The sequence below is a fragment of the Vibrio sp. E14 genome, assembly GCF_020515785.1.
Taxonomy (GTDB): domain Bacteria; phylum Pseudomonadota; class Gammaproteobacteria; order Enterobacterales; family Vibrionaceae; genus Vibrio; species Vibrio diabolicus.
In genome coordinates, this window is sequence record NZ_JAHPJI010000004.1 from 54,566 (window position 1) to 71,495 (window position 16,930).

Here is a 16,930-nt window from a genome sequence, read left to right on the forward strand (position 1 = left end):
TAACCCAATTTTATTAGGAGGTAACACTATGGTTCGTTGGATGTTTATTTTTCTGGCTTTGGCACTGGTTTCTGCACTACTAGGTTTTACTGGTATTGCAGGGGCAGCGGCCTCTATCGCGCAAGTGATATTTTACCTATTCCTATTGTCATTAATTGTATCAATAGTGATTGTTCTGCTAGGAAGAAAAAACGTAAATAGATAGGAGATTTCATGCGACTTACGTCATTAATTTACCGTATCGCCGCAGTATTTGGTTTGGTGTTCGCACTGGCTGCTTGTAGTGAAGAAGGGCCAATGGAACAGGCGGGCAAGAAGATAGATGAAGCCGCCGAAGAAACTCAAAACGCGATTGAAGATGAGTGTGAAAATATTAAAGAGAACTTGAACGCAGAAGACCAAGATTGTTAGTCGAGTCAGGTCAGCTTTTTGTTCACAGCAATGTAAGAGAAGGGCGGTCAATCACCGCCCTTCCTTTTATCCCAATTGTTTACAATCAGATGAGGAGTCAAAGATGAAAAACATATTTGATGTACTAAAAGAGAGTCATGAAAAGCAACGCCTTTTACTCGATGCTCTGATGGAAACGTCTGGAGATTCCCCTGCACGCGAAGAGTTTTACCACAATCTGAAGGATGAACTCGAACAGCACGCCGCCGCAGAAGAGCGCTTTTTCTACGCGCCTTTAATCGAGAGCGATAAAACCATCGATCTTACTCGTCATGGCATCGCAGAGCACCACGAGATTGATAAAGTGATTGCACAGCTTGATGCAACCGACATGAGCTCGCCAGCATGGCTCAACCTCATGAAAACTTTGCGTCACAAAGTATTGCACCACCTCGAAGAAGAAGAGCAGCGTTTTTTCCAATTGGCCGGTAAGGTGATGACCGATCAGCAGAAAATGAAACTAGCGGATAGCTACGTCGAAGAAATGGCTAGTTAGGTGGAGTATTGGTCCTTTTCGTGCCATTTCGGCACGGGAAGGGGCCCAATCAAAGCGTTTACCAAGCTAATTAGCCTAAACTAAAACCAGCTTATTCTCACTTTCACTAAAAAAGCGCACTCGCTGAAGGCAAGGAGAGCGAATGTTTATCATCAAATATTATATTCTTGGCGCTCTGATCAGTTTATTGGCCGCTATTTATATTCCCCAAATCATGGTTAGCCTGTTGTTCTTATGGGTATCTCTTTCTTTAGCATTAGTCAGCGTAGCCTACGTTTTCGACATTCCCTCCATTTTTAGAAAAAACCAAGACGGCAAGATTGTCAGGTGGATCCGCTGGGCATTCATCCCCTTTTTACTGGGCGCTAGAGCATATAATGCCTGGGAAAGACGGCGCGATACTGTGCCTCCGATCCAAAAAGTCAGCGATAATTTATACCTCTCCCGTCGGCTATTTCAGAGTGACTTAGATTTTCTCGAATCCAATGACATCTCTTGTATTGTCGATGTCACCGCAGAATTTGCTGGGCTTGAAAGTGCGATGACCGACAAGCAGTTTCATTACCTTTCGATTCCGGTACTCGACCACAAAGCCCCAACGCTAGAGCGCCTTCGCCATGCGATTAACTGGATTGATACGCAAATCTCGTGCTCGCGAGCTGTGGTTGTGCATTGTGCGTTAGGGCGTGGTCGCTCGGTGTTTGTTGTTGCGGCGTATCTACTGAGCAAAGATCCGTCGCTGACGGTTGAATCTGTGATGAAAAAAATCAATGACGTGCGCAGTACCGCGAGATTGAATAAATTGCAGATCAAAACGTTACGAGCGATAAGTGAAAAAGGCGTACTGGGTCTGGATCAGTCCACTTGGATGGTGGTTAACCCTGTTGCAGGTGGCGGCAAATGGGAGGAAAACGAACAGCACTTGATTCGTGAACTAACCAAAAAATATCGCTTGAGTATTCATCAAACCACCACAAATCTCAGCGCCGAGCAGCTAACACAACAGGCAAAAGAAAGTGGTGCTAAGCAAATTATCGTAGCGGGTGGCGATGGCACAGTGACGGAAGTGGCGAGCCAGCTGGTAGGTACCGACATCAAACTCGGTATTGTTCCGCTCGGAACCGCCAATGCGTTGTGTCATGTGCTCTATGGCGTTGGCGCAAAATTCTCACCAGTCGAAAAAGCGTGTGAAGCATTGCTAGCAGGTCACTGCCAACGTATTGATACGGCGGAGTGTAATCAGAGGCTTATATTGTTAGTCCTAGGTATTGGCCTAGAGCAGAAAATGATCGAGCATGCGCAGCGAGAAGAGAAAAACACCTTTGGACAATGGGCCTACTTAACGGGCTTTTTTAACGCGGTGGTGGCGGAAGAGACGCAGACGTTGACTGTTGCGATGGATGCGCCATTTGAAGATGGAAACCGCGAAAATGGATCACAAACGCTAGAAGTTCATAGCTTTGTCGTTGCGAACATCGCTCCTTTTAGTACGTTGCTCGCGCAAGGTGGTGGTGCTCCGCAGCCTGACGATGGCAAGCTGCATATCACGTATTTAGATAACACCGAATCTTTAGGCGGACGCCTTATCGCATTGTCTGATCTGACATTAACCAGCGTAGGTGCGCAGGAGGAATCGACTCATTTTCAATACGCGACGGCTCAGAATGTCACTATTTCTGCGAACAAACCGATTGAGTATGTGATTGATGGTGAGCTTTATTCTGATGAGCAATTAGCGATTAAGCTTCGTCCAAAATCGTTGAACGTATTTGTCCCAAGCGGGAGAAGTAAATCGGCTTAGCTTTAAAACAGATAAGCAGTGGATAATGCGCCATTTGCCTAGTGCTTTATAGCGTGCCTTTGTTTACCGGTTTAGTCGTAGTTTTGAAGGAACCAATAAGGTCGCTGCGTAGGTGCAGCGGCTTTTTTATATCGGCATTTTTTGTATCTGAGAGAGCGTCTATTTATCGTTCTCGAAGTGAAAGGAAGCAGGGGGTGAGTATGACTACTCACCCTGGGGTAAGTGCTTTTCAATTTCATCGTTTTCGACTTGTAAAGCAGCTAACCAGTAAGAAACAAGCGCCGTTAAGTTGGTGTCGTCAATGGCTCTGAGTAGCGCTTTCAAATCATCTAACAACAACTTGTTCATGAAATGCATTTCTTTGTAATTACCTAATTCGGCAACGCCGTATTCGGTGGCATTTTCTGCAATGAATTGTTCACCATCTTGGTCGAAGAACAACTTCGCCATCTTTTTGATCATCACTTTTTCTATTTTAACGAATCGATACGCCGCTCTTGCGAGTGTCATATGCGATTGCGGATTAACGAGAGGCAAACACGTTTGGCGATGGTGTGTCATTTTTACGAGTAGCTCCCTTACTCGATTATTATCCAATGTCATACTGACCTCTTTATTTATGACTACCGTGTTGATTACTCGGTTTAGTGTTTTCTAGTTTTGGTTGTATTGAGGTGCCAGTGGTCTTATCAGAAATGGCCAAAACGAGTTGGCCATTTTCTCTGCCAGCGCTTGATTGCAAAGGCGACCACTATGGATCAGCTGATAAGGCTGATGCTGCTGAGCTTTTCTTTACAGCTTTTGATATCACTGCGAACTTTCAGTAGAACCGAATTATCCGCTTGCTCTGGGTGGCTAGTAATTAGGTTTTCGATCTCTTTGAGCACCTTGCTTTCAACACCTTCGAGCTGTTCCAAATACATGGACTCTTTGTCAGAAGACACCTCCTTCATCACATCGCTGTATACCTCACGCGCTTTAATGGTGTAGGAAACCGGAGTGTCGTCGGCAGAGTCTTCCTGGTTATTTGCCAATGTGTAGGGAGTAAGCTCAAGCACCGCTCGCTCACGTACTCTAAGCAGTTCTACCAACACATTATTCAAAGAAGTGTTGTCAATGTTCTCAATGGCCTTGTTGTAAATGTCATTTCCGCTCTCGATAAGCTCAATGATTGAGGCGATATTTTCATTTTTCATATCTCACTCCTGATTTGGTTGGTGATGGGAGTGTTTGTACGTATGGGGAACAAACACAGATGTTTCATCTTTAGTTGCAGGTTGTATGCCAATGAATGTTATTTTTCTATTAATCAATTGGTTATGAGTTTATTGCGCAAGAATTGGAGGGTTGCAGACGAGGCGCTAAGAAAAAATTACAAGAATGTTGGGGAAGTCTGGAAAGAATTACACGTACAGATAAGGATTTGTCGTGAAACAAAGAAAAAATCAAATAAAAACAAATGCTTATAATTTTGGCACGGATATGGCTTTGTAGTGAGTAAGTGAGTTCAAAAGTTGTTTCACTTGATTTACTACTCAACTCATCAACGGAGGCTAGTTATGGCTACAACAAAAGAAAGCACAGTAAAACCTCAAGAACAGTTAGAAGAAGCATATCACTTAGCGGAGCAAGCCACGACGGAAGCCGTCGGCGCAATGAAAGATCAAGCCAAAGAGAAATTTGATGTGGGCGCGGAACACGTTCAGCAGGCGACCAAGTCAGCAGAGAACGCTATCAAGGAGCGTCCATTGCTGAGCATTGGTTGTGCCTTCCTTGCGGGTTGGGCGGTTTCGAAGCTGATCAAATAATCACGGTCCAACGGATTAAGCCACATAACAGAAGGCGAGGGTTCCAATGAATAATTCCGGACAAGTCACCAACCAGCAACCGGGCTCGGCCGCAGCAGACAGCGGTCGAGCCCCAAGTGGGGCACAAGAGCAGGATATCCAACAAACCATCAATGGTTTGAGCAGTATTCTTTCACAACTGGACCAATTGACTCAATCGCTGAAAGCGTGGTCGGGTTCAACGTTGGATTTGTTCCTCTTGGAGGTGAAAATTAATGCGTCCGCAGCGCGACAGATTTTGCTGTGCACCATTGTTTTTACCTTATTGTCGGTATTGTTCGTGTTCAGTTTGTGCCTTGCCTCTGGTGTGGTGGCTTATCAGCTGACCGCTAACGTGTATGTTGCAGTGGGCGTATTTATTGCGTCCTTAGGTTTAGCATTACTGTCTTTAGCTTGGTGGCAGAAGCGTTTAGTTGGTTTCCTTGGATTCAAAAATACGACAGAACAGTTGCAGGAGGGGTGGGATGCGCTCGCTACAAAAGCTCAATCGAGCCATGCGAATCAAGCGGATGGAAGGTAAAGCATCTTTAGAGCAATGCTGCTTATCGATGGAAATGTTCACGTTTACCACTAAGAAGTTTGTGAAAGAAAATCCTTGGACGACGCTAGGTATTAGTGCTGTCGTTGCTGTTACCGCTGCCAAAGCGGGTCGATTGTCTCGACTGACTTCCTCTATCTCTTCCATGGGGCTATTGGCGAGTAGTGTCTCCGAACTAACGGATTCGCTTGCCAAGCCAGTTAGGGCCGCGTCTTCTAACCAGCCGGGCGTAGAACAAGAGCGAAATGCTGAACCACAAGCAAGCAATACTGCTTCGACAGAAGAGACTGCGACAGAAACAGAAGTCGAGCATCCCCAATAACGGCTTTCGCCGATAATCATTCTTACCGACCTTGAGCCTTTTTATGACAGTGAAATTAAACATTCCTGCCAATACCGCGATTGGTGCAACCCTTCTTGTCTTATTGCTCGTTCCTGGGCTGTATTTTGCTAAGCCAATCTTGTTACCTATTGTGCTTAGTACCTTTATTTCTCTGTTATGCAGTCCTTTCATTAACTATCTTGAAGACAAAGGTTTACCGCGCGCGATTACCGTCGTGGTGACTCTGTCATTCTTGGTTGGTGCTTCAATTATTGGCCTTGCTGCCATGTCGGAGCCTGCCAAGCAGTGGTGGTCTGAACTACCCAGTATCGTGAAAAATGTGTCGCAAGAAGTGAGCGAAGTGACTCAAGCCTCGGCGGATCACCTTAATACGCCGCTGAATATTGCCAGCGATATGGGTATGGATGAAGTCGGGAACAATACCGTATTTTCTTTGGTGAAGACACTCGCGACCACGACGCCGACCATTTTGACACAAGCGATGATCGTGCTGTTTATGGTTTATTTTATGCTCAATCACGGACGCAGCTTATTTCGAAAGTCAGTGTCGTACTTGCATGGGTTTGCCAAGCAGCGCCAAGCGATTGAACTGGTCAAAGCACTACAGAAAGACCTATCTCGATACATTGGTACTATCACGTTGGTGAATGCGGGACTTGGGTTGAGTGTTGGGGCGGTGTTTTTTGTTTTAGGCCTTGAGGACCCGTTCTTGTGGGGCGCGTTTGCTGGCGTGATGAATTTTGCGCCGTATCTCGGCCCAGTCATCTCCATGGTGAGTTTCGGTTTTGTGGCTTATCTGCAGTTGGAGTCGGTCAGTTTTATGCTCACTGTGGTGTCTATCTATTTGTTGATCAACTTGATTGAAAGTCAGTTTGTCACGCCAACGTTATTAGGGAAAAGATTCAATTTAAATCCGTTAGTGATCTTCGTTTGGCTCGTGTTCTGGGGTTGGCTTTGGGGCGGTATGGGGCTCTTAATCGGTGTACCGCTATTGGTCTGCATTAATATTTTGGTTGAGCGTCTGGAGCTGTGTCAATCAACTCAAAGTCAACCAAGCCAAACCATCCCCGAGGATGTGGCTCCACGAGAATGATTTGGGCTACAAGCTGGCTCAACGAAAAAGTTTTTCCGCACTTACTGGCTGGCTAAAAAGATACCCTTGACCGTAAACACAGCCTTTTTCGAACAAGTAATCGGCTTGCTCCTGAGTTTCTATTCCTTCCGCTACCACTTTCAATGACAGTGTTTTGCCCATGGCGATAATCGCATTCACAATCGCATTGCTATCGCTATTGCTGGGTACATCACTGACAAACGAACGATCAATTTTCAGCTTATTGATGGGTAAACCTTTCAAATAAGACAAAGACGAATAGCCTGTGCCGAAATCATCCAGAGAAATCTCGATGCCTAACCCTCTTAGTTGATTTAACGACGCAATGGCTTGTTGAGGGTCGATCAGTAAAAAGCTCTCGGTGATCTCCAAATCCAGCCGTTGAGCAGGGAAACCAGTTTGATTGAGGATATCGCTCAATCTCTGAATGAAATTCGATTGCTGAAGCTGTAATGCAGACACATTAACCGCAATTCTGCCAAACTCAATGCCTTGCTTCAGCCAAGCATTTCCTTGCTGACAAGCGTGTAGCAAGACCCACTCGCCAATGCTTTGGATAAGCCCCGTTTTTTCTGCAATTGGAATAAAATCGGCTGGTGGTACAAGGCCAAATTCTGGGTGCTGCCAGCGTAATAAGGTTTCAACGCCAACAATTGCATGTTGCTCCAAGTTGTATTGCGGCTGGAACTCTAATCGAAGCTGCTGTTTTTCTATCGCTTGATGCAAAGCAGATTGAATGCGCATATGGGATACCGATTTATCGGTTAAATCTGGCGAGTAAAATGCGTAGCCGTTGCGCCCATTTTTCTTCGCTAAGTACATTGCTGTATCTGCGTTTTTGAGTAAGGTTTCGCTGTCTTGGCCGTCTCTTGGGTATAAGGCTATGCCAATACTGGTCGAGACGCGCAGTGAGTCGTGATTTGCCAAGTCGAACGGTTGTTGGAAAACGCTGAGAATATCGCCGACGGTTTCCAGCAAAGCCACATCACTGTGGACGTCCGGCAAAATGATCACGAACTCATCGCCGCCAATGCGAGCCACATGCGCATTTAAGTGAAGAATATCTTGCAGACGGATAGCCAACTTAGACAGCAACTGATCACCACAAAAGTGACCCATGCTATCGTTGATGTGCTTGAAATGGTCGATATCCAGAAATAGGGTGGCAAACGTCTGTTGGTTCTTGTGCCCGGTTTCAATGTGTTGCTCAAGCAAGCTAAGTAAATGGGTGCGATTAGGTAGATTCGTTAACGGATCATAAAAGGCCATGCGCTGCAGTTTTTCTTCGTGTGCTTTACGCACGGAAATATCTTCAAATACACAGATGTAGTTAATGAGATGATTTTTATCGTCCATTACGGCACTAATGGTCGCTAACTGCGGGTAAATGCTGCCATCTTTCTTTCGGTTGATGAACTCGCCTTTCCATTGACCTTTGGTTTCGAGCTGATGCCACAACTGTTTATAGAAGCCTTGGTCATGATGACCAGAGCGCAGAATTCTGGGGTTCTTTCCAATCACCTCTTCAGAGCGATAGCCGGTGATTTGAGTAAAGGCTGTGTTTACATCAATGATGTTGGCATTGCGATCAGTAATGACCATGCCTTCTTGTGAGTTATTAAAAATTTTGGACGCCAATGAGAGTTGCGTTTCGACCATTTTCCGGCGTGTGATGTTGCGTGTCATGCCCAGAATGCCAATTAAGTTACCGTCATTATCACGGACAGGAGACTTAATGGTTTCTAGCCAAGTTGGGTTATTGTTTTCATCAATTTGGCGGCATTCTTCGACGATGTTCAGCGTGCCTGTCGCCACGACCAAGTTATCGGCCTCAATGAACTTCTCTGCTCGTTCGTGGCTAAACAGTGCGAAATCGTCTTTGCCGATGATCTCACTGTTGGTCTTTTGCCACGCATTTTCTACGCTTCGATTGGTCATCGAATAAAGGCCATCCATGCCTTTTATCCAAATATGGTCTTCAAGGCAGTCGATAAACTCTTGCAGCGTCGGTAATGGTGTGGTCGCTGTAGTTTGATGGCGTGTTCGTTCTTGCTGGTAGTGTGAGCTGATATCAAAGCTCATTCTTCCCACTAATGCACTCAGCCAAGCAGAGACTACTGTGATTTGATCGTCAGGGTGAGTCAGTGCCAATACGGCAAACAGATCGCCATTTGGTAGCCAAATTGGACCTATGCTCAAGGTTTGCTGTCCAAAGGATGTGTGGCTTATCGTCAAGTCTGTCGGTTTAAATTGATCGGCAACTTGCACTACCACTTCGACGATAGCGCAATGATTTTGAACCGAGGTGGACACCTCAGTTGATAGCCACTGCTGGGTGTCGCTCAGAGTATAAAGTTGTCCCTGAGCTTGAGTAGCATCACAGCATTGTTGCAGAGCCTGTTGCCAGTCTGCCATCAAAGGCGAAGGAATAGCGAAGCGAAACATAATTAATAACGTGTCCTGAAGCGCCCAAAGATAGTGGTATTAGAATCTAGCTTAAGCTATTGGGCCGTGTTGGTATCGTATCCAACGCTTAGGTAATTCCCAGCAGCGTAAGGCGCTTTCTATCATTAAACTGTTAGCTATATCTCTTTTTTATCCAACTCATTGCATCGTTTATTGAGGTTTTTTGTTCATCATTGAGAAGTGCTCATGGCTTTGGTTTTTTTACCCCACGATACTTGTTGGACCACTAATCCACTGATGATCAGTATTAAACCAATCAAGGTTGATGGATGAATTTCTTCACCAATGATGGTTGCCAATAGCATCAGTGAGATGAATGGCGAAGCAAAGATCAGATTACTGATGCGGGCTGTGTTTTGTGTCGATTTGAGGGCGCTTAGCCATAGGACGAAAGTAATCCCCATTTCAAATAGCCCGACATACGTCACCGCTGCCCAGCCTTTAATTGAGATTGCCTGCCAGCTCGCACCTTCATAAATACTTAAACCAATGGCAAATGGAATAGCGACCAAAAAACCAAGTAATACACCAACCACAGGGTCGGCCTTATTTTTGGTGTTTAAAATCCAGTAACCAGCCCACAACAGTGTCGATAGCAGCGCCAGTCCCACGCCCAACGGGCTCTCGAATTGCATGCCGAGAACATTGCCCTGCGTGGCAATCACAATCACGCCTACATAGCTAAAACCGCAAGCGAGCCAATCTTTAGCACGGATCTTCTGCCCTAAGAAAACAGCAGCCATTAGCGTCAAGGTAATGGCCCAGCTGTAGTTGATCGCTTGGGCTTGGGATGCAGGCAGCAAGTCATACGCTTTAAAGAGAATGACGTAATACGCCAAGGGGTTAATCAACCCAAGCAGTAGGTAATACCAAGGGTTTGAGAGGAAGGTGGCACTTAACTGGCCCAACTTGCCTTGCACACCACAGATTATCGTCAGCGCAATCGCAGAGACGATACTGGCAATGCACAGCATTTGGATTGGCGTAAATTCTGCCAACGTGAGTTTAAATGCGGTTGCAACGGTAGACCAAAGTAATACTGCTGAGAGCCCAAATCCTAGGGCGCGACGCTCGTTCATGATGCCTCTGCGTGATGATGTGCCGCTCGGTTTGGTTCATTTGAGCGGAAGAAAGAATATTATAGGAAGGCCTAGTGTATGCGAGGATTTTTCATCCAACAAACTGGACATTTATCCAGTGTCTAAATACCATTGTTATAGATACAAAACACAGGCTAACTCGCTATTATGCAATGGATTCTTGAGTACCAATCTCTCATTCTCTCTTCTCTTTGCGCTGCCACGCTTAGTGGTGTCGCCGTCGGTTGGTGGGTGAAACAACGTTTTATCACCCAAACTCAGCTTCTCGAACAACAACTTGTTTCGGAAAAGCAGCTTCATCAACAGCAACTTGAACAGGTTAAGCAAAGCCTTGCCGATGCCCAGCAAGAGTTGGATGAATTAGATGATGAGCGCGATAAAGCCGCGTTTGAAGTACGCCAAACGCACGGAAAGTTGATGGCCGCAATGGAAAAACTGCGTTACTTCGAGGCCGTAAAGCAAGAGCGCCAACAATACTTTGATGAGCTTGGTCAGATGCGTGAGCACAAATCACGTCTAGAAACGCAACTGCGTGAGCAGCAAGCACGTCATGAGCAAATCAACCAAGCCAATGCCGAAAAACTGCAAATTCTAGAGCAAGCGGAAGCACGTCTGAAACAGCAATTTGAGCACTTGGCCAACCAATTGTTTGAAGAAAAAACCGCGAAGGTCGACTTGCAAAACCGTCAGAGTTTGGAAGGTTTGTTGTCACCGCTCCGAGAGCAGCTAGAAGGATTCAAAAAGCACGTTAATGACAGCTTTAGCCAAGAAGCTAAAGAGCGCCATACCTTAGTGCATGAGCTCAAAAACCTGCAACGTTTGAATGAGCAAATGACGCGAGAAGCGGTTAATTTGACCCAAGCGTTGAAAGGGGACAACAAGCAGCAAGGTAATTGGGGTGAAGTGGTGCTCGCGAGGGTGCTTGCCGAGTCGGGACTGCGTGAAGGGCACGAATATCAGACTCAGGTGAATTTGCAAAATGAAGCAGGCAAGCGCTACCAACCTGATGTGATTGTTCATCTCCCACAAAACAAACAAGTGGTTGTGGATTCCAAAATGGCGCTGGTCGCCTATGAGCGCTATTTCAACGCCGAAACTGATGCCGAGCGAGACCAGGCTTTGAGTGCGCACTTAGCCGCACTGCGTGCTCACATTAAGGGTTTAAGCATGAAGGACTACCACAAACTCAAAGGTATTCAGAGTTTGGACTATGTGCTGATGTTTATTCCGGTTGAGCCTGCGTTCCAAGTTGCGATTCAAGCCGATCCAAGTTTGATCAAAGACGCGATGGAGCAAAACATCATTTTGGTGAGCCCAACAACGTTGCTGGTGGCACTGCGTACTATTGATAATTTATGGCGCAATGAACGCCAGAACGAAAACGCCAAAATGATTGCGCAGCGCGCGACAAAACTCTACGACAAATTACGATTGTTTGTGGACGACATGGAAGGGCTCGGCGGTGCGCTGGATAAGGCGAATCAAAGCTATCAAGGCGCAATGAACAAGCTTGCCACAGGGCGCGGGAATGTGATTCGTCAAGCCGAAAGCTTTAAGCACCTTGGGGTTGAAATCAAACGACCAATTTCTTCTGACCTCGCACAGTTAGCGCAGAGTGATTCATTTTCAGAAAATGACCCGTTAGTAGAAAGACATCCGGCTGAGGATAAAGTAAACTAATCGCCCGCAGTGCAGTGGGCGATTTTATTTGTCAGCAAACGCCCCGCAGAGAGAAAGCGCTGCCTAAGAGGAATTAGAATGACGGACACAAGTTTGCAATCCAATACAGCGTTAGAGAATGAAACCACCCACTTTGGTTTCTCTACAGTGGCAAAAGACGAAAAAGTGACTAAGGTTGCCGAAGTATTCCACTCCGTGGCAACAAAATACGACATCATGAATGACCTGATGTCTGGTGGTATCCACCGCCTTTGGAAGCGCTTCACTATCGATTGTAGTGGTGCTCGCCCTGGCCAACGTATTCTTGACCTAGGTGGTGGTACGGGTGATTTAACGGCGAAATTCTCGCGCATTGTTGGCGATGAAGGCCATGTCATCCTTGCTGATATCAATAATTCAATGCTTAACGTTGGTCGCGATAAACTGCGTGACAACGGTATTGTGGGTAACGTGCATTACGTTCAAGCCAACGCAGAAGAACTGCCGTTCCCTGATGATTATTTTGATGTCATCACCATCAGTTTTTGTTTGCGTAATGTGACTGACAAAGACAAAGCGCTTCGTTCAATGTTCCGCGTACTGAAGCCAGGCGGCCGTCTATTGGTGCTAGAATTTTCGAAACCAGTGCTAGAGCCGTTATCGAAAGTATACGACGCATATTCATTCCACTTGTTGCCGAGAATCGGTGAGCTAGTTGCGAATGACTCAGAGAGTTACCGCTACCTAGCGGAGTCAATCCGTATGCATCCAGACCAAGAAACGCTGGAAGGCATGATGCAAGACGCAGGTTTTGAAAACACCAAATACTACAACTTAACTGGTGGTATTGTGGCTTTGCATCGCGGTTATAAATTCTAAGGGTTAACGGCATGCCATTTGAACCACTTATCACCGCTGTGATTGAAACGTCACTGAATACTCTGATCAAAGACGACCCTGCATTGGGCCGTCGTTTAGCGCGTCTAAAAGGTCAAGTTATTCAAGTTCACCTGAAAGAGATCAATAAAACACTGACGTTCGTTTTTAGTCAGCAAATTGATGTGCTCGGTCATTACGAAGGGCAGCCTAACTGCTACTTATCGCTCAACTTGAGCGTGTTGCCAGAGCTGCGTGACCAGGCCAACATCACTCGCCTTATTAAACAAGATAAACTTGAGCTTGAAGGCGATATTCAATTGGCGCAGAAATTCTCTCAGTTGATGGTGGATTGCAAACCAGATGTTGAAGAGTGGTTGTCTCGCGTGACTGGCGATGTCGCCGCACATACCTTTGTGCAAGGTTCAAAAAACATCGGCAACTTTCTTGCGTCTCAAGCAGAAAAACACCAGCGTCATCTTGCGCAAGTAGTGACTGAAGAGTGGAAGTTGGCACCTGCTCCTCTAGAAGTGGCGTATTTTTGCGACCAGGTTGATGAGGTTCGCAGCCAGGCTTCTCGCGTTGAAGCACGCTTGACTGCTTTGCTGAATAAGCTGGATGCAAATAAGCCGGCATTGGAGAAACCATGACGCCAGCAGAACTAAAGCGCTTATACCACATCGCCAAAGTACAACTGGAATACGGCTTAGATGAGCTGCTTCCCGATCACCAACTGACCAAAGCTCCGTTATTACTGCGCAAAAGCCTGTTCTGGATTAAGAACAAGCATCCAGAAAAACCACTCGGTGAGCGCCTGCGTTTAGCGTTGCAAGAGCTGGGGCCAGTTTGGATTAAGTTCGGTCAGATGATGTCAACGCGCCGTGACTTATTTCCTCCGCATATTGCTGATCCCCTAGCTTTGCTTCAAGACCAAGTCGCGCCATTTGATGGTGAGCTAGCAAAAAAGCAGATGGAGCAAGCATTAGGTGGTCCGTTAGAAAACTGGTTTACCGAGTTTGATATCAAACCACTGGCGTCAGCATCGATTGCTCAGGTGCATACTGCGCGTTTAAAAGACTCTAACCAAGAAGTGGTATTAAAGGTTATCCGCCCAGATATTCGCCCGGTCATTGATTCAGATCTAAAACTGATGCACCGAATGGCGCGTATAGTCGCCGGAGCGATGCCTGAAGCACGTCGTTTGAAACCAGTTGAAGTTGTACGTGAGTACGAGAAAACATTGCTTGATGAACTCGACTTACGACGTGAAGCGGCGAATGCCATTCAGTTGCGCCGCAACTTTGAAGGCAGCGAAGAATTGTATGTTCCTGAAGTTTTTCCTGACTTCAGTAATGAAACTGTCATGGTTTCTGAGCGAATATATGGCATTCAAGTCTCTGATATTGAGGGCTTGAAAGCAAATGGCACCAATATGAAATTGCTCGCGGAGCGCGGCGTGAGTGTGTTCTTCACTCAGGTGTTCCGAGACAGCTTCTTCCATGCCGATATGCATCCGGGGAACGTGTTCGTCAAACCCGAACATCCAGAGAACCCAATGTGGATCGGGCTAGATTGCGGAATCGTTGGTACACTTAATAGTGAAGACAAGCGTTATCTGGCGGAAAACTTCCTGGCGTTTTTCAATCGAGACTACCGCCGAGTGGCGGAGTTACATGTGGATTCAGGATGGGTGCCTGCCGATACCAATGTCGATGAGTTTGAGTTCGCGATTCGTATTGTGTGTGAGCCTATTTTTGCTAAGCCACTGTGCGAAATCTCCTTTGGTCATGTGTTGTTGAATTTGTTCAACACGGCACGTCGATTCAATATGGAGGTTCAGCCACAGCTTGTATTGCTGCAAAAAACGCTGCTGTACGTGGAAGGTCTTGGTAGGCAGCTGTACCCTCAGCTTGATTTGTGGGAGACCGCAAAACCATTCCTTGAAGAATGGATGATGAATCAAGTTGGGCCGCAAGCTTTGGTGAATGCGATTAAAGATCGTGCACCATTTTGGGCGGAGAAGTTACCGGAACTGCCAGAGCTGCTTTACGATAGCCTGAAACAAGGTAAAGCGATGAACCAACGCATGGATCAGCTTTACCAAGGGTATCGTCAGAGCAAGCGCCAGCAGGCGACAGGAAAGTTTTTATTTGGCGTTGGCGCCACTTTAGTCGTATGCTCGGCAATATTGGTGAACAATGCTTTTGAGCAGCTTTCGTTGGCCAGCGGTATCGCAGGTGTCACATTTTGGCTGCTTAGTTGGCGAGCTTATCGTCAATAGACGTTAAACTCTTGAAATATTTTTGTTTATTTAAAGACCCGAGGTAAAGAGAATGGGTGGTATCAGTGTTTGGCAACTTCTAATCATTGCTGTAATTGTTGTATTGCTATTCGGAACTAAGAAACTACGCGGTATCGGTGGCGATCTGGGTGGTGCCGTTAAGGGCTTCAAAAAAGCGATGAGCGAAGATGAACCTGCGAAAAATGACAAAGACGCAGACTTCGAACCAAAAAGTCTAGAAGAGCAGCAGAAAAAAGAAGCTGCTCCTGAAACGAAAAAAGACAAAGAGCAGGCGTAAAACGTGTTTGATATCGGTTTTTGGGAACTGGTATTAATATCTGTTGTTGGTCTGGTCGTTCTTGGGCCGGAGCGTTTGCCTCATGCTATTCGCAGCGTGTCTCGCTTTATCGGTGCCGCTAAGAGTATGGCAAATAGCGTCAAAGACGAATTGTCACACGAGCTGAAAGTCCAAGAGCTGCAAGAAAACTTGCGCAAAGCAGAGCAAATGGGGATGGATGATTTGTCCCCTGAGTTGAAATCTTCAGTCGAAGAATTGAAGAAGGCAGCGCAATCTGTAAATCGTCCTTACGCAAAGAACACCGATTCAGAGGCTGAGCCTGTAAAAACAGAGCCAGCAGCAGAAAAGGTAGAGAAAGCGGAAGAGAGCAAGGTTACAGCGGCAGATAAGAAAGCCGAATAGTCTCATTAGGAGGAGCTACTAGTGATTGGTAGCTCCTTTTTGATCTGGTTTTTAATAAGAGGTTTGCCATGTCTACCGTCGAGCAGACACAACCTTTAATTAGTCATTTGTTGGAGCTTCGCAACCGACTACTGCGCTCAATTTTGGCAGTGTTGGTGGTGTTTGTCGGACTAATTTATTTCTCTAACCACATTTACGAGTTTGTTTCCGCACCTTTAGTAGAGCGTCTACCTGAAGGCGCAACCATGATTGCTACGGATGTGGCTTCACCCTTTTTCACGCCACTGAAGTTGACGTTAATCGCTTCGGTATTTATTGCGGTGCCGTTTATTTTGTATCAAGTTTGGGCCTTTGTTGCTCCTGGCTTATACAAACATGAGCGTCGTTTGATTATGCCGTTGCTGTTTTCCAGCTCACTGCTGTTTTATTGCGGTGTGGCATTTGCGTATTTTGTGGTGTTTCCACTAGTGTTTGGCTTCTTTACTGCTATCTCATTGGGTGGTGTAGAGTTTGCGACCGACATTTCTAGCTATCTCGATTTTGTACTGGCGCTATTTATGGCGTTTGGTATCGCATTCGAGGTGCCTGTTGCGATTATTTTGTTGTGTTGGACTGGGGCTACCACACCAGAAGATCTAAGACAGAAACGGCCTTATATCATTGTGGCGGCGTTTGTCGTAGGTATGGTGTTAACGCCACCAGACATGATCTCGCAAACCTTACTCGCTATTCCGATGTGTTTACTGTTTGAAGTCGGTTTGTTCTTTGCGCGTTTTTATACGCGTCGAGGCGAAGAGGCAGAAGCGGAAACCGAAGAATAAGTTTACTGTAGATGTAAAAAGCGGCTCAATTGAGCCGCTTTTTTTGCGGTTGGTTTGTTTCTTGGGCTAACTACTTAACTTTCATGACGTAACCACACTTTGTGCATACGTATACTTCCTTGATGCCCAGCAGCTTTTGAAAAAAACTGCGCGGTACGCGTTGTAAGTAAGCACCATGTGTACACACTTCAACTTCCATATTCATGCTGTTTTACATTTGTGCTAATTAATGGGCATAAAGCAGTATAGAAAAAGAATATGTCTAATTGTCGACAGTTTTGCAAAACAGACGAAGTAAAGTGGCGATATGAGAGGTAAGTAGAGTTGCTAGTTAATTATTATGTTTATCAATAACTTTGTGTGGGTTGTTCTATTATTTCAATAGGTTGAATCATTCATTCAATAGTTTAGGTAATAAAAAAGCGACGTTGATTTCGT

General features: G+C 45.9%; 19 protein-coding genes. 15 read left to right on the top strand and 4 right to left on the bottom strand.

Going from position 1 to position 16,930, the window contains the following annotated elements:
- Positions 1 to 28 precede the first annotated feature (28 nt).
- The 4 genes from LIX84_RS12390 to LIX84_RS12405 all read left to right on the top strand — a co-directional run bounded on the left by LIX84_RS12390 (position 29) and on the right by LIX84_RS12405 (position 2,747).
- Complete coding sequence (locus LIX84_RS12390) at positions 29 to 205, top strand: DUF1328 family protein (protein ID WP_012841233.1); 177 nt, start codon at positions 29 to 31, stop codon at positions 203 to 205.
- 8 nt (positions 206 to 213) lie between these two features.
- Entirely contained in the window at positions 214 to 411 is a 198-nt protein-coding gene (locus LIX84_RS12395; RefSeq protein WP_048624594.1) for a hypothetical protein, read from the top strand.
- Positions 412 to 514: 103 nt separating this feature from the next.
- Entirely contained in the window at positions 515 to 946 is a 432-nt protein-coding gene (locus tag LIX84_RS12400) for a hemerythrin domain-containing protein (protein WP_005394414.1), read from the top strand.
- Positions 947 to 1,088: 142 nt separating this feature from the next.
- On the top strand, positions 1,089 to 2,747 hold the full coding sequence (locus tag LIX84_RS12405; protein ID WP_226421434.1) for a diacylglycerol kinase family protein: 1,659 nt from the start codon (positions 1,089 to 1,091) through the stop codon (positions 2,745 to 2,747).
- A gap of 204 nt (positions 2,748 to 2,951) precedes the next feature.
- Here LIX84_RS12405 and LIX84_RS12410 read toward each other — a convergent pair whose 3' ends face one another.
- Both LIX84_RS12410 and LIX84_RS12415 read right to left on the bottom strand, forming a co-directional pair.
- Positions 2,952 to 3,350, bottom strand: coding sequence for a hypothetical protein (locus tag LIX84_RS12410; RefSeq protein WP_005379193.1), 399 nt, complete (start codon positions 3,348 to 3,350; stop codon positions 2,952 to 2,954).
- A gap of 155 nt (positions 3,351 to 3,505) precedes the next feature.
- The gene (locus LIX84_RS12415) at positions 3,506 to 3,943 is read right to left on the bottom strand and encodes a DUF2383 domain-containing protein (RefSeq protein WP_005394423.1); all 438 of its coding nucleotides are present in this window, start codon (positions 3,941 to 3,943) and stop codon (positions 3,506 to 3,508) included.
- A 363-nt stretch (positions 3,944 to 4,306) separates the two neighbouring features.
- Here LIX84_RS12415 and LIX84_RS12420 point away from each other — a divergent pair, with 363 nt between their 5' ends.
- Genes LIX84_RS12420 through LIX84_RS12435 form a run of 4 tightly spaced genes read left to right on the top strand, consistent with a single transcriptional unit; the run spans position 4,307 to position 6,568 of the window.
- A complete protein-coding gene (locus LIX84_RS12420; RefSeq protein WP_226421435.1) occupies positions 4,307 to 4,555 on the top strand; it encodes a hypothetical protein in 249 nt (82 codons plus the stop codon).
- 46 nt (positions 4,556 to 4,601) lie between these two features.
- Entirely contained in the window at positions 4,602 to 5,114 is a 513-nt protein-coding gene (locus LIX84_RS12425; RefSeq protein ID WP_104970021.1) for a hypothetical protein, read from the top strand.
- Positions 5,104 to 5,454, top strand: a complete 351-nt coding sequence (locus LIX84_RS12430; RefSeq protein ID WP_226421436.1) for a hypothetical protein — start codon at positions 5,104 to 5,106, stop codon at positions 5,452 to 5,454. The genes LIX84_RS12425 and LIX84_RS12430 overlap by 11 nt, the downstream gene beginning before the upstream one ends.
- Before the next feature lie 43 nt (positions 5,455 to 5,497).
- Positions 5,498 to 6,568 (top strand): AI-2E family transporter, encoded by a 1,071-nt coding sequence (locus LIX84_RS12435; protein WP_226421437.1) that lies wholly within the window; start codon positions 5,498 to 5,500, stop codon positions 6,566 to 6,568.
- Positions 6,569 to 6,586: 18 nt separating this feature from the next.
- Here LIX84_RS12435 and LIX84_RS12440 read toward each other — a convergent pair whose 3' ends face one another.
- Positions 6,587 to 9,034 carry an EAL domain-containing protein gene (locus LIX84_RS12440; RefSeq protein ID WP_226421438.1) on the bottom strand — a complete coding sequence of 816 codons (2,448 nt, stop codon included), beginning with the start codon at positions 9,032 to 9,034 and terminating at the stop codon, positions 6,587 to 6,589.
- Positions 9,035 to 9,225: 191 nt separating this feature from the next.
- A complete protein-coding gene (locus LIX84_RS12445) occupies positions 9,226 to 10,134 on the bottom strand; it encodes a DMT family transporter (protein WP_006741770.1) in 909 nt (302 codons plus the stop codon).
- Positions 10,135 to 10,302: 168 nt separating this feature from the next.
- On the opposite strand from LIX84_RS12445, the gene rmuC reads away from it, so the two are divergent.
- The 7 genes from rmuC to tatC all read left to right on the top strand — a co-directional run bounded on the left by rmuC (position 10,303) and on the right by tatC (position 16,492).
- Positions 10,303 to 11,835, top strand: a complete 1,533-nt coding sequence (rmuC, locus tag LIX84_RS12450; protein WP_005394435.1) for a DNA recombination protein RmuC — start codon at positions 10,303 to 10,305, stop codon at positions 11,833 to 11,835.
- 78 nt (positions 11,836 to 11,913) lie between these two features.
- The gene (ubiE, locus tag LIX84_RS12455; protein WP_005379210.1) at positions 11,914 to 12,693 is read left to right on the top strand and encodes a bifunctional demethylmenaquinone methyltransferase/2-methoxy-6-polyprenyl-1,4-benzoquinol methylase UbiE; all 780 of its coding nucleotides are present in this window, start codon (positions 11,914 to 11,916) and stop codon (positions 12,691 to 12,693) included.
- Between the two features lie 11 nt (positions 12,694 to 12,704).
- A complete protein-coding gene (locus LIX84_RS12460) occupies positions 12,705 to 13,340 on the top strand; it encodes a ubiquinone biosynthesis accessory factor UbiJ (protein WP_065646522.1) in 636 nt (211 codons plus the stop codon).
- A complete protein-coding gene (gene ubiB, locus LIX84_RS12465; RefSeq protein WP_104974618.1) occupies positions 13,337 to 14,971 on the top strand; it encodes a ubiquinone biosynthesis regulatory protein kinase UbiB in 1,635 nt (544 codons plus the stop codon). Before LIX84_RS12460 ends, ubiB begins: the two co-directional genes overlap by 4 nt.
- A 52-nt stretch (positions 14,972 to 15,023) precedes the next feature.
- The gene (gene tatA, locus LIX84_RS12470; RefSeq protein WP_005382958.1) at positions 15,024 to 15,269 is read left to right on the top strand and encodes a Sec-independent protein translocase subunit TatA; all 246 of its coding nucleotides are present in this window, start codon (positions 15,024 to 15,026) and stop codon (positions 15,267 to 15,269) included.
- A gap of 3 nt (positions 15,270 to 15,272) precedes the next feature.
- Positions 15,273 to 15,671: a Sec-independent protein translocase protein TatB gene (tatB, locus tag LIX84_RS12475; protein ID WP_005382959.1), complete on the top strand. Its 399-nt coding sequence runs from the start codon at positions 15,273 to 15,275 to the stop codon at positions 15,669 to 15,671.
- Between the two features lie 68 nt (positions 15,672 to 15,739).
- A complete protein-coding gene (gene tatC, locus LIX84_RS12480) occupies positions 15,740 to 16,492 on the top strand; it encodes a twin-arginine translocase subunit TatC (protein ID WP_005394442.1) in 753 nt (250 codons plus the stop codon).
- Positions 16,493 to 16,930 lie beyond the last annotated feature (438 nt).

Coding starts and splice junctions, on each gene's coding strand:
- ubiB (WP_104974618.1), top strand. CDS start 13,337: ATGACGCCAGCAGAACTAAAGCGCTTATACCACATCGCCAAAGTACAA.
- LIX84_RS12445 (WP_006741770.1), bottom strand. CDS start 10,134: ATGAACGAGCGTCGCGCCCTAGGATTTGGGCTCTCAGCAGTATTACTT.
- ubiE (WP_005379210.1), top strand. CDS start 11,914: ATGACGGACACAAGTTTGCAATCCAATACAGCGTTAGAGAATGAAACC.
- LIX84_RS12420 (WP_226421435.1), top strand. CDS start 4,307: ATGGCTACAACAAAAGAAAGCACAGTAAAACCTCAAGAACAGTTAGAA.
- LIX84_RS12425 (WP_104970021.1), top strand. CDS start 4,602: ATGAATAATTCCGGACAAGTCACCAACCAGCAACCGGGCTCGGCCGCA.
- LIX84_RS12410 (WP_005379193.1), bottom strand. CDS start 3,350: ATGACATTGGATAATAATCGAGTAAGGGAGCTACTCGTAAAAATGACA.
- LIX84_RS12460 (WP_065646522.1), top strand. CDS start 12,705: ATGCCATTTGAACCACTTATCACCGCTGTGATTGAAACGTCACTGAAT.
- tatC (WP_005394442.1), top strand. CDS start 15,740: ATGTCTACCGTCGAGCAGACACAACCTTTAATTAGTCATTTGTTGGAG.
- LIX84_RS12400 (WP_005394414.1), top strand. CDS start 515: ATGAAAAACATATTTGATGTACTAAAAGAGAGTCATGAAAAGCAACGC.
- LIX84_RS12395 (WP_048624594.1), top strand. CDS start 214: ATGCGACTTACGTCATTAATTTACCGTATCGCCGCAGTATTTGGTTTG.
- rmuC (WP_005394435.1), top strand. CDS start 10,303: ATGCAATGGATTCTTGAGTACCAATCTCTCATTCTCTCTTCTCTTTGC.
- tatA (WP_005382958.1), top strand. CDS start 15,024: ATGGGTGGTATCAGTGTTTGGCAACTTCTAATCATTGCTGTAATTGTT.
- LIX84_RS12415 (WP_005394423.1), bottom strand. CDS start 3,943: ATGAAAAATGAAAATATCGCCTCAATCATTGAGCTTATCGAGAGCGGA.
- LIX84_RS12440 (WP_226421438.1), bottom strand. CDS start 9,034: ATGTTTCGCTTCGCTATTCCTTCGCCTTTGATGGCAGACTGGCAACAG.
- LIX84_RS12405 (WP_226421434.1), top strand. CDS start 1,089: ATGTTTATCATCAAATATTATATTCTTGGCGCTCTGATCAGTTTATTG.
- LIX84_RS12430 (WP_226421436.1), top strand. CDS start 5,104: ATGGAAGGTAAAGCATCTTTAGAGCAATGCTGCTTATCGATGGAAATG.
- LIX84_RS12390 (WP_012841233.1), top strand. CDS start 29: ATGGTTCGTTGGATGTTTATTTTTCTGGCTTTGGCACTGGTTTCTGCA.
- LIX84_RS12435 (WP_226421437.1), top strand. CDS start 5,498: ATGACAGTGAAATTAAACATTCCTGCCAATACCGCGATTGGTGCAACC.